Below are 12494 nucleotides of genomic sequence, written 5' to 3' on the forward strand. Positions count from 1 at the left end.
AACAGATGAATATATCTTTGGGACCATTGATGTACTGCTGGTCCAAATCTGATGTTTTTACTTTTTACGATGATGTGGCCAATAGCCCTATCCCACTGGTCTATCTTGGTGAAACAGTGTGCAGTCGGCGGCGCCAGGTCAAATGGGCTGACTATGTTGCACTGGCAAAAATGCTCCAGTCCACCGGTAAGCAAGTTGTGCTATCCACACTGGCACTTATCGAAACCGCATCTGAACAAACGGAACTCAGGAAGCAACTAGAAAACGGTGATTTCGCCATAGAAGCAAACGATATGGCGGCGGTTGCGATAGCCAATGAATTAGGAATACCTTTTATCTGCGGACCCACCATCAACAACTACAACCGAGCAACACTAGATAAAATGGCTGAATGGGGTATGCAACGATTTGTCATGCCAGTCGATCTTTCCTGTGACTGGTTAAAGGCGGTGTTAACACCTTTAGCAAATTTTGAAGCGGAAGTGATTGGCTATGGTCATTTGCCTTTGGCGCACTCTGCACGTTGTTTCACCGCGCGGCTGAAAGGACTGGCAAAGGATGGATGTGGTATTGCCTGTGAACAATACCCACAAGGTGTGCTGGCGCAAACCCAAGAACATCAGCCGTTACTGCGACTAAACGGGATACAGACGCAGTCTGCCGCCTGTTGTGACTTACGTCAGCAAATACCGGTGATGGAGGCTATAGGCGTTTCGTGGTTCCGAGTGTCACCGGTAAATCAGCAATCTATTACCATGGCGACAGAATTAACCCGCGGCGAGTTCCCAGATACTATTGCTGCAAATGCTTGCAATGGGTATTGGCACAACAACGCGGGAATGGAAAGGGTTATTTAATCAGAGGGTTGCTTTAAATTGTGGAAGCATTCAAGCAGTAACGTAGCAAGCCATAATATAAACCAACCCAAACTCAACCATTGCAAAACAGCTGGCCACCACAAATGTGGGCGAGTGATTTCTAACACCATTTCTTGATAGAAGGGTCGATTGCCATCGGTAAAATCCAATTCAAATAATGGTAAAAATAGGAATACGGCGAAATTGATACAGCTAAGTAATGCCGTTACCCATCCCCAACGCAGATGATTTCCAGCCAATGAAACCGCCTGATTCACCATAAACATCAATGTGGTAGCACACCCAAAAATAAAAAACCACTTCAACATGAACACATGAAGGTGATAGACATTGACCGGAAACAACCCAATGCCCGCTAAGGCCATACAGGTAACGGCTAACCCCAAATAACTCAATACACCAGTGATGGTTTGTGATAACTGCAAAGAATAGAGGCTAAACAGCACTAAGCTTAAGCTGCCAAAAAACAGGCCACCATTTAACGCCACAGCAAACGGAGAATGGCCATAATTACCCAATTCACTCATGGTGTGGTTGGTAAGTCTAAAACTGTCATCTGCCAGTGCACTGTACCCGGCAACCGACAGGATCACGCCCAGCAATAATCCGAGGAGTCCGAGAATCCCGAACCCCAGCGCCAATCTATTCAATCGCTGCTTTTTTCCGATCATTACTGTCATCCCCAAGACGCTCTGGTGTGCGCCACAAATGTTACAGTGACTTACCACCAATCACGCATAATTTTACCGGATAGCATCTAACAAAGGTACATTGTTACAAGTTGATGCGCCACTTGGCAAAGTAACAATTCGCCTCGATAGTTGCGCAGATGATGGATGCCCCGCATTTACGACAGAAATGGTTGAAAACTTTTTTAATTACATATAGCTACTTCCGCGCTGGAATAATGTAACTGTTAATGTCCAAGCATCATGGTGTCATTTGGGAATTCTTGCAAAAACGCTTAGCCACTTGAATATATTCTCACGGTTGACCACATAAGTACTCGCCCCGGTACAGACAAATTTACAAGGTTGGCCCGAGGCGGTAATCTTGTGACTTTCATGCAAGGATTTTTGCATAGTAATGCGCGGCCGATAGGCCAACACTCAAATAATAACAATGGGCCTAAACGTGACCGAACCTCGTAACCATAATATAAAAACCATCCTCACTTTTATTATTCCTTCCCTGATCGGTGTTTTATTGTTTATGACACCCGTCAGTTTTAACGATGCCATCACCATTCCCGTTGCCATTCTCGCCAAAGGCTTACAACATTTACTGAATGATTATCTCACCACCATCATTTTAGTTGTTGCCCTGTTTATGGCATCGGCAACATTGCTGGTCAAAATTTTTCGCCCCAAGGCTGTTAGGACACATCACTTTCTCAATGCATTGTTCAATATCAGTCCATTCTGGCTTCTAGTAAGGGTAACTGGTGCAACATTCGTCACCCTGACTTATTTGGGGATCGGTCCGGAGGCAATCCGTTCTGCGGATACGGGCGGTTTAGTCATGAACGATTTACTTCCCGTATTGTTCTGCGTGTTTTTCTTTGCAGGTTTGTTATTACCGCTGCTACTGAACTTTGGCTTATTGGAGTTGTTTGGCACCTTGTTGACCACTGTCATGCGGCCAGTATTTAATCTGCCAGGAAGAAGTGCCATCGACTGTATGGCATCATGGTTGGGAGATGGCAGCGTCGGCATTCTGCTGACAAGTAAACAGTATGAAGACAATTTTTATACCCAACGGGAAGCCGCCATTATTGGGACAACCTTCTCAGCGGTCTCCATCACCTTCAGCTTGGTGGTAATTACTCAGGTTGGCTTGGAAGCAAAGTTTATTCCCTTTTATCTAACGGTATGCCTCGCTGGGGTGGTAGCAGCAATTGTGGTTCCTCGATTACCACCACTATGTTGGAAAAAAGATAACTATCTCAATGGCACTCCGCGCAAAAAAGACGATGAAGCCGTACCAGAAGGTCATCATGCATTGTCTTGGGGGATTCATTTAGCGTTAAATAAAGCGGCACACACCGGTGGAGTAAGCAAGATCCTAGAAGAAGGCAGCAAAAACGTTATCGACATGATTTTTGGCATTATCCCCGTGGTGATGGCCATTGGCACGATTGCGCTGATGATTGCCGAATACACCCCCGTTTTTGATTATCTTGGGATGCCATTTATTCCATTACTCGAATTGTTGCACATTCCAGAAGCCGCTGAAGCGTCTAAAACCATTGTTGTGGGTTTTGCCGACATGTTTATTCCTTCAATTCTTGCCAGTAATGGAATTCACGCGGAAATTACCCGCTTTATCATTGCAGCACTATCAGTCACTCAGCTTATCTATATGAGCGAAGTCGGGGCACTGCTTATCGGCAGCAAGATACCTGTTAACGCCTGGGAGTTATTCGTTATCTTTTTACTACGTACACTCGTTACCCTTCCGGTTATTGCTGGAATGTCTCACTTGTTCTTCTAATTTTTAGTGCGCGAAGGGTGATGTTTTATCATCCCCCTTCGTCACTGTCATAAGACTGCCATCCAGCCTTCATCTACCGGTCAATTTTCTAACTTATCTTCTGCCTGGATCTGCCCTACATCTGTATCGCTTTGGCGAGACATAATTAACAGTTCAGGACTCCATCATGATTTTTACCGTCGACAAAGTCATCGAAGATAACCTGCCACAACTCAACAATAAGCCATGGCTCGTCAAACCCACCAAAGCAATGCTGCGCTACCTCTTAAATGAACAACAGTGCAATGAAATAGCGTCTCAGTTTAGTCACTTAAAAGGGATAGACTTTGTTGAGCGGGTCCTTCAAACCTTTAATATCAGCTACACAGTACCAGATAATCAGCTCGAAAATGTGCCACCACAAGGGCGTGTAGTTATCTTTGCTAATCATCCTATTGGCTCGTTGGATGCGCTGGTTTTAATAAAACTGTTAAATGAAATCAGAAGCGATTTGAAAGTGGTTGCCAATGAAATGCTGATGACCTTGGAACCCTTACACAATCTGTTGTTACCAGTAAAAAATATGACTGGTGGCACGCCGCGCCAATATCTGGAAAAGATCCAAGAGCATTTACGCAATGATGCCGCAGTTTTAATCTTTCCTTCAGGTGAGGTCTCTCGTTTACGGCCTAATGGTGTAAGAGATACACGCTGGCATAGTGGCTTTTTACGGATGGCTATTAGTTGTGATGCGCCGTTGTTACCCATGTTTGTTGATGCGCGCAACTCTCCAACTTTTTATGGGGCGTCGATGTTGTACAAACCTTTGGCTACCTTACTGTTAGTCAAAGAGATGTTTAAACAGGCCAACAACAATCTGCCGGTACGGATCGGCGAGCTCATCCCGGCTGACGTGGTAAACGGGAATGATTTCCCGATTAAAACTAAAGTTAGCCTGCTGAAAAATCATTTATACCGCATTGGTAAAAATCGTGTTGGTTTATTCAGAACCCAGAGAGCCATTGCTCACCCAGAAAACCGTTTAGCGCTTTATAAAGCGCTAGCGGAATGCGAACTTCTAGGGGAAACGCAAGATAATAAGCAGATCTATCTTTACCGGCACCGAAGCAGTAATCCCATCATGCGAGAAATTGGTCGGCTCAGAGAAATGGCTTTCAGAGCTGTAGGAGAAGGCACTGGCGAGCGTCGTGACACTGATCAATATGACCTACATTACTTACATTTGGTGTTATGGGACCAAGCGGAGATGGAGTTGGTTGGTGCTTATCGTTTTGCCAGCGCACAGACATTACATGAGGCAGGTCAAACACTATATAGTGAGTCGTTATTTCATTATCAACCAGCGTTCACTCAGTATTTCCAGCACGGTCTGGAATTAGGGCGTAGTTTTGTCCAGCCGAAATACTGGGGCAAACGCAGCCTGGATTATCTCTGGTACGGTATTGGCGCGTTTCTGGCCAAGAACCCGCAATATCGTTATCTGTTTGGCCCAGTCACTATCAGTAATCAGTTACCGGCACCGGCTAAAGAAATGCTGGTCCACTTTTACCTGTCCCAGTTCCCATCAACACTACTAGCAGAATCACTCCATCCTTACTCAATATCCAGCATACGACAACAGGAACTGGATGCTTGTTACCAAGGGCTGGGGTACGAACAGGCGTTTAAACATCTCAAACAGACGCTTGCCAGTATGGGAGCGGCCGTGCCCACACTCTATAAGCAATATGGTGAACTGTGTCAGCCACAAGGAGTAAAATTTCTGGCTTTTGGTATTGATGCTGATTTTGCAGACTGTATCGATGGGCTGGTGCTGGTCGATATAGAAAAATTAAAAGAGAAAAAACGCTTACGTTACATTGGTTCGTAGTAAGTGTAATGCCGAATAGCCAAAAGGCATGGTAAGTAACTGCCATGCCTTTCTACTACAACAGCGCTTTAATACTTCATCGCAGAGTTTGTTTATCCAGTTTCTTCGCTACTTCAGAACTGAATTCATCGGACATTTTCACGCATTCTTCAACGGCTTTGACGTAATAAGTCTTCCCTTTGGCATCGGTACGTTTTGATGCCACTATAGTCGCCTGTTTAGCTGCAAAGTCATCTTCGTTCCACCGGTAGAAAGCAATCTCCTGACCTTTGGTCGTAAGCAAATAGCATTTATAACTCACTTTTGCTGCCATCGATGGTGCAGTCATAAAGGTCAGAAACAAACCACATACCAGATATTTATTCATTTCCAACACTCCGCCGAGGGCCCTTTTTCGCCAGTATCTGTCAAGGTAAGACTGCCACATTGAGTATCACGAGTTGCCTGTGAACCTTTCGGGGCGGCTGTTAATGTATAGCTGCTAGTTCCAGTAGAACTGACACTATAGAGTCCATTTTCAGTTACATAAGGACTGGCACTCAGGCCGAGCGCGGTCATATCGGTAGTATACGTCCGATTATCCAGGTAATACTGTTCCTGCAAATTTGCAACCCGCAACAAAGCGGCCTGGCCTTCTGAGCGATTACTGCGTGTAATGTATTGAATATATGAAGGGTAGGCTATCGAGGCTAGGATACCCACAATAACCACCACAATCATCACTTCAATAAGCGTAAATCCCGTTAATTTTTTCATCTGCATTTATTGATTTTCATTTATATGATAGTAAATACGGTTGGTAGTTAGTCCGCTCCCCAGATTGATCGTGCCGGTACAGGTACCATTTGTACATTCTCCCTTACCCACACCAATAATATATGCTTGGGAAACATTCCCCTTCCCCGGGTCGGGGACCACAATTTGTGGGGTATCAGGGATAGTGGTACCAATATCGTAGTAGGTACTACTATAACTTCGTGTGCCACGGTGCAAATCAAATACATATAGTCTCGCCTGACCGGTGCCACTATCACAGACACCGGTATCATAATTTAATATGCCAGACACTGGTGGAATGTAAGATGTAAAATAAACCTTACCGTTATATATCAATGAAGCAGACAGAGTCTTTTCTCCGGTATCGGTGTAGTCATAATACCAACCTTTGGAACTAGACATATCCGTAGATGCTGAGATGGCACTTGATGAAACATCTACTAAATCAGATATCGTAATCGTCGAAGGTGTCGAGGTAAAATTTTGGGTTACCACGTTGCGATCCTGCAACATGAAATACATATCTTGCGTGTCTGTATCTAACGGATGAGTCCGATTGCCAGAGCCTAATGTCACCGCATCATAAGGAATAGTTTGAGCAGTTGTAACTGTCCCAGTGCTAGTAGTTGTAGTTATGATATTGCTAAATTGTGTTTGAGCTACAGTCGGCTCTGCAAAAAACATTCTGCCACTACCGCCATCTAGTGAGGCGAATTTATAGATCCCCCAAGTTGACGTGTCTGTCGATGGCATATCCATGCGCCAAACGTTTCCAGCAATATCAGAGGCATAAAGTCTATCTGTAATACCATCGTTATTGCTATCTAATGCGGCAACTTTAGTCACCACACTGTTCACAGATGCCGTACCATCCGACGTAGAAAAAGTGTATATATGTTCGCCGGTCAAAGCATCTGCAATATAAATTTCCTGCCCAGTTCCATCACTGGAGTCCATGCCTCCACCGAAAATCAACACAGGCTTATTGATTCCTTTACTGTCAACATAACCAGGTATTTCCGTGACCGTAGGTTCGGACCAACTATCGCCCATATCTTCAAATCCGGTGCTATTAGAATCAATTTTCCACCTTAAAGAGGGATCTCCAGAAGCTGTTACGTTCAATGCATAGTAAGACGTGCCACCTCGACGCATCCCCATATAAACAATCGCATTATTAATTGAGCCATTCGTATTATACGATTCGACATAACTGACCGGCGACAAATCCATGCCATAAACACCATGTGCGCCACCATCTGAATAATTTTTTCTTAGAATGATGAGATTAGGTAGCAACTCCTTGGGAATGAATGCCCAGTCTTCGCTGATAGTATTGGCACTATCGTTATCGGTAAACATGTGTACCAAGCCCTGATTGGTACCCAGGATTATTTTCACATTGGGAGCGCCATCAGTGCCAAAATCAATTGCCAACGGCTTAGAATGCAACGGATCCCCCATAATATCTTTGCGGGGTTCCGATGTGTCACCATCGCCATCGTCATCGTCAACGTCATAACCATAAAGCCACTTAATCGTGTTAGCTAAATAGGTATCTGTATAGTTACCACTGCTATCAATCAACGAAGTATCGATTGCATTCAGTTTTTGCATGGCATTATTTGCGGCCGTATTGGTAATAATGTTTCGAGACTGATAATTAGCCATTAAACTCTGTATTGCCCCTCCCATCTTGACACTATTGCCATCCTTGCCAGCGGAACAATCAGACCAAAAAGTACAAACATCATCTCGTATATTACCATCATCATTAATTGCACTAACTGACGAATCCTGCGCATACAGCACACCAGAAGAAGAGACTTTCAACTTCTTCAAGTTACCACTCCATCGAGGTCCACCACTATCATCTGGCAAAAACATCGCGTAATAAGCGGAATTAAGTGTTTGTGTTTTATCAAAGTTGTTGGTGGCAATACTGGGGGATGTATATGTGGAACTTTTAGTCAGGATCGATTTCAACGCGTTGACGATTGCCGCAGAAAGATCGAGATCGGTAGTAGCCTTATAGTATCCTTTGGAAACGAGATTTCCTGAATCATCTTCTTGCGCTAAATTTCCACCACGAATCGCAGTTTCATTCAATAATGCCGCAGCTGCATCGGCACCTGCCGAGAATCCTATGGTAAAAGTTTGCACATTTTGCTTATGGTCAGTCCCATTTTGATCAACCACATCTGACACCAGATCATTGTTATACATATAGGAAGCTAAAGCTGGCAGATAACTTTGTTCCTCTTTATTAGTCTCGGTATTAGTGTACGTATACTCCGTATATAGCCCCGCGCCATCTGCACCTGAAGTGAGAGTTTTGATTAACCCGTCTGCTGATTTATCCAGTGTAGGTGCACCATCAGTAATGTAGATAATGTATGCGGTTTCTTGGCATTTTTTAAATGGTGATGTGTAGGGGCCGTCACCAAAAACATTCGGTGGATCGTTGGGGGTATAATCTTGTATCAAGTTATCATTATTTTCGGTACCCGTGAATTTGGTATCTTTATTACCAAAGACTACGGGGCCACCAGAAAAGTATTGGTAGGCCTCGTACAACGTTTCACATAAAGGGGTATTGGTCTGAGCAGGCATACCATCGATCAAGCTTATCAAAGACGACTGATTTGCTGACGTCATGTGAGTTATTGGATAAACAATACGTCCACCATCCCTATCGCCCTCATTAGGGTAGTCAAGGTTGAATACCGCCAGCCCAGCATCGACCTTATCACCTAATTCCCCCAACGCACTTGTGATTGCTTCTTTAGCCACATCTAATCTAGTCTCAGTGGTGCCGCTATTTTGCCCTTCATCAGTAGTTGTCACCCATGTATACCAAGCTAAATAGCGATACGAGTATAAGGTAACCAATGTTGCACCAGTGTCAGCAATAAGTGTTGTCGCATCAGGCTTATTAGTTTTTGAGTAATGACCGGTGACATTAGCAGGATAACCCGAATAAGGAGTACTTGAACCCGTACTGACGTAATCTGTTGTATCGTCATTTTCAATGTCTTCCACACAATCAACGATTACGTTACTGGTGTTTAAACCATTGTCATTATTAACCGCTGACCAATTAAGGTCTGATTTTTTTGTGCTATTTTGAATTAAATAGCCGGTCCAACGTCCCTTTTCAAGTAAGGCCTTACGTGCAGTACCGCAGTTATTAATACTTTGTTCAAATCGCCGGGCATCATTGGGATCGTTAGGCGTAGTTGATGACACTGAGTTATCAATCCCACCCGCATTCCAGTAAATAGCATCCGCTGTGGTGTAAGTATCTTTATAAGTTTCCAGATATTTATCAAAAGCAGCGCAACTTGTTGCCAGGGTAGAGCCATCAGTAACACTATCGCCACAAAATTTGTTAACCGCATTTTCCTCTTCGGTGCTCATACTGCCGGAATTATCAAAAATGATCAGTACCTGTGGTCGATGACCACTGACACTTGCGTCGATCTGATAAAGCTCTGTGTCATCCGCATAACTAAATGCAGACAAAAAACACATGGAGGCAACCACTACACCAATAAGAAATTTTAATTTTTTCATAAGTTAGTTACCTGTTAATACCTGTTGTTCAACACCTGTTGTTACAGTTAATGAGCCCATATCATCTCGTCCATATGCAACGGTATTAGTAACTTCAATACGCCGACAACTAATTAAATTTGCCGAGGTAGCATTGACAGTACGTTGGCAACCTACGTCTTTAGGATCGTCTTTAGGCAAAGGAGTAATGGTCTGATTACCATTAAATGCTGTTACCGTAGTTTGGGAATTCATGGTCGCGAAACTACTCCCAGCATTGGCATTAATCACAGCAGCTAAACCACCATCTGCAATGGCTTTAGCTTCAATTCGCTCAGAACCAGCCCCCGCCATTCGCAGAGACTGTCCGGAGTTTACCGCCAACGCTACGCCAATAACTGTCATAACAATTAACAGTATTAAAGCAAAAAAAAGTACAACACCCGATTGTCTCTTTAAGCCTTTCATCTCAATTCCTAATCAACACCGGATTTTCCAATACCACAGTGGTAGACAACACTTTACGGCGGTAATGATCGTTAAATGGACCAAGTTTCTTATCACCGAGTTCATAGGTGATGTCGTTGGTATAGCTGTTATCTTGGTCGATAGTTCGGACCAACAAGAAGATTTTGACCGCTACAATGCGTTGGAAGGACTGGTTATCCCACATCAAATCTGTCACATCTTCAACGGGAAGAAAACTATCAGGAGTGTCATCCCCATCATCATCATAGCCGTATAGAATTCGCATATTTTCAATGCCTTCAACTAACTGCTCTTCGTTGTTAACACCACTCGAAGATAAAGCTTTACGACTTAAAACAGGCACGTTTCCTTTTGCAGTGCATGAGGCATTCTGAGTATCTCCCAGACATCGGATAAAATAGACATGATGCAGATATTCCCATACCCGCTCATTTTCTATTGCAGGATCTGCGGCAGTACCAAAAAATATGACCTGGCTGGAAGTTGTGGCAACTCTAAAACCATTTGTGGCACCAGCAGGTCCCATTAATCGCTTTAGCTGGATAACGTCAGTACCTTCCATAGCATTAGTAACGCAGTCGACTGATTGCCCCCCACTCAGTACTTCATATCCCCAGATAAGTCTAAAATGCGATGTGGAAGTAATATCTGGTAAAGTGGCGTCATTTGTGCCCGGGCCGATACAGTCACCGGAGATAGCCCCGGTGATTGTAGTATTGGATTGCACAAAATCTGATCCGGTAAAATCTCCAAAAAATGCTGTTTGCTCGATATCCGGCGCCATTATGGCCAATGCTATACGGCCATTTTCCTGCAACTGATTGTATTGCCCTGTCGTTGTCACATTGGTCGCAGACATGCTAAACATGGCAAATACGCCCAAGGTAAGAAATAAACTGATGACCATCGCGACCATCAATTCAACCAATGAAAAACCGGAGATGTATTTTTGTTTTCTCATCTCGCAACTATCCCTGATCCACAACTGTATCTAACACATACAGACGACGCTTAGTACCTAAGGTACTCCCACAAGTGGATGTGGTGTTTGTCGTTCCGGCTGTTCCCTGAATGCCTTTCCAGGCAATGGCTATTGTCACCGAGTTATCGGTACCAACGGTGATACAAGCAGTTGTTGAATCCAATCCACCAACTTTGGCACCAGAAGCATTAATCTCCGCGCCACCAGAGAATAACCAACGCCATTGATATATATCCCAAAGTTCCATATTGGCAGGGGAACATGTGACTCCAGCTTTATCACACGATGTGGGAGCAGTTTCACTACCAAGCACACCGTAAGTTCCTGCATAATTCGCCAACACAGTTTTATTCAATTTCATTCTATTTAAGATATCATTAGCCAGATAAGCCGCTTGAGTCTGCTCAAAAGATTCAAAGCTCGCGCGCTTTGCCACGATATGAAGATTAAAAATCCCTATCAAGCCGATCACCAAAATGACCAACGCCACCATGACTTCGATGAGAGAGAATCCCGCCCTCTTACTTTTCATTAACGTCAAATCTCCGGCTACTGCCAATCCAATGACGAGAAAATTGTTAAATATTCTTTATTTTTCTGTCAGTTATCGTCATGGCGCAAAAATACCAGTTAATGATAGTTAATGAATTTGTGATTGGCTAGTAATAAAGATAAGGGGTTAGAGGGACAGTTTAGAAAAATTAGAAATATGAAAAATAGTCAACGCGGTTTACTTCAACAGTATCAATCTAGAATTTTATATAACAACATGATTTAAATAATTAAATTTCATTATAATGAAAACTAATGGGCATGCCGGTACAAGCCCGGCACCCAAAAACCAGAAGGAAAATTTAATGGCCGAGCGACATGCCGGATGTAGGTTCAACTGTCTGAATATACTGTCGCAGTTCATCAAACATCTGATCATCACTACTGAACAGGGGATCATCGATAAGTTTCAAGGCACAGTTTCGTTCGATCTGTTCCCAATCACTTTCAGTCAGTTTTCGTTGCAATTTTGGAAAAATATATTCTTCTTCATAGATCATGTGTTGCTCCTGCAACGTGACATAATCTCGTAATTCCTGAACCAGCTTTTCTTTGGCAACGACGATATCGTTGAGGATGAGGTTTAGCGTTGACGCCAGTGCGGCAGAAGCAGCGACCACTTTGCCATGTTCTTCCGTCAAACGCTTAGTAGATTCCTCTTTGGCAAATTTTCCCACGTAGTACTCATACACTATGTCTTCTACTGGATGATGGCTGTGGTCGGCATACTCCTGCATATACTCAACAACATCACGTACCAGGCAAAAATTCACCTGTTCACCTTCAGCGAGCTTCTGGTATTTTCCTTTAAGCAAATTGAGCAATACAGCTATATGCTTGTGATCATTCATTAATCTTTGCAGCATAGAGGCTCTCCTTCATTTAGGGGCCGTTTACT

Annotated in this window: 10 protein-coding genes and 1 pseudogene; 3 read left to right on the top strand and 8 right to left on the bottom strand. The window is 43.7% G+C overall.

The features are described from left to right. Positions 1 to 5: 5 nt before the first annotated feature. Entirely contained in the window at positions 6 to 857 is an 852-nt protein-coding gene (locus tag KDN34_RS11735; RefSeq protein WP_212593957.1) for a U32 family peptidase, read from the top strand. On the opposite strand, the gene KDN34_RS11740 is transcribed toward KDN34_RS11735, so the two are convergent. Beyond that, on the bottom strand, positions 854 to 1549 hold the full coding sequence (locus KDN34_RS11740; RefSeq protein ID WP_228730327.1) for a DUF998 domain-containing protein: 696 nt from the start codon (positions 1547 to 1549) through the stop codon (positions 854 to 856). The two genes, KDN34_RS11735 and KDN34_RS11740, sit on opposite strands and share 4 nt — an antisense overlap. Positions 1550 to 2000: 451 nt before the next feature. Between KDN34_RS11740 and KDN34_RS11745 the strand changes: the two genes are divergently transcribed. Together KDN34_RS11745 and KDN34_RS11750 are read left to right on the top strand one after the other, a co-directional pair. Beyond that, positions 2001 to 3371 carry a YjiH family protein gene (locus KDN34_RS11745; protein WP_212593959.1) on the top strand — a complete coding sequence of 457 codons (1371 nt, stop codon included), beginning with the start codon at positions 2001 to 2003 and terminating at the stop codon, positions 3369 to 3371. 166 nt (positions 3372 to 3537) lie between these two features. After that, positions 3538 to 5241 (top strand): annotated as a pseudogene (locus KDN34_RS11750) (GNAT family N-acyltransferase); the annotation flags it as partial. Between the two features lie 76 nt (positions 5242 to 5317). On the opposite strand, the gene KDN34_RS11755 reads toward KDN34_RS11750, so the two are convergent. The 7 genes from KDN34_RS11755 to KDN34_RS11785 all read right to left on the bottom strand — a co-directional run bounded on the left by KDN34_RS11755 (position 5318) and on the right by KDN34_RS11785 (position 12462). Continuing rightward, positions 5318 to 5608: a TapY2 family type IVa secretion system protein gene (locus KDN34_RS11755; protein ID WP_212593961.1), complete on the bottom strand. Its 291-nt coding sequence runs from the start codon at positions 5606 to 5608 to the stop codon at positions 5318 to 5320. Next, positions 5605 to 5997, bottom strand: coding sequence for a type IV pilin protein (locus tag KDN34_RS11760; RefSeq protein ID WP_212593962.1), 393 nt, complete (start codon positions 5995 to 5997; stop codon positions 5605 to 5607). Before KDN34_RS11760 ends, KDN34_RS11755 begins: the two co-directional genes overlap by 4 nt. 6 nt (positions 5998 to 6003) lie before the next feature. Next, entirely contained in the window at positions 6004 to 9594 is a 3591-nt protein-coding gene (locus KDN34_RS11765; protein ID WP_212593963.1) for a pilus assembly protein, read from the bottom strand. Positions 9595 to 9597: 3 nt separating this feature from the next. Next, complete coding sequence (locus KDN34_RS11770) at positions 9598 to 10041, bottom strand: pilus assembly PilX family protein (RefSeq protein WP_212593964.1); 444 nt, start codon at positions 10039 to 10041, stop codon at positions 9598 to 9600. Position 10042: 1 nt separating this feature from the next. Beyond that, entirely contained in the window at positions 10043 to 11023 is a 981-nt protein-coding gene (locus KDN34_RS11775) for a PilW family protein (RefSeq protein ID WP_212593965.1), read from the bottom strand. 7 nt (positions 11024 to 11030) lie between these two features. Beyond that, the gene (gene pilV / locus KDN34_RS11780) at positions 11031 to 11576 is read right to left on the bottom strand and encodes a type IV pilus modification protein PilV (protein ID WP_212593966.1); all 546 of its coding nucleotides are present in this window, start codon (positions 11574 to 11576) and stop codon (positions 11031 to 11033) included. 322 nt (positions 11577 to 11898) lie between these two features. After that, positions 11899 to 12462, bottom strand: a complete 564-nt coding sequence (locus tag KDN34_RS11785) for a hemerythrin domain-containing protein (RefSeq protein ID WP_212593967.1) — start codon at positions 12460 to 12462, stop codon at positions 11899 to 11901. Positions 12463 to 12494 lie beyond the last annotated feature (32 nt).

Origin of the sequence: Shewanella yunxiaonensis (genome assembly GCF_018223345.1) — a bacterium.
Taxonomy (GTDB): domain Bacteria; phylum Pseudomonadota; class Gammaproteobacteria; order Enterobacterales; family Shewanellaceae; genus Shewanella; species Shewanella yunxiaonensis.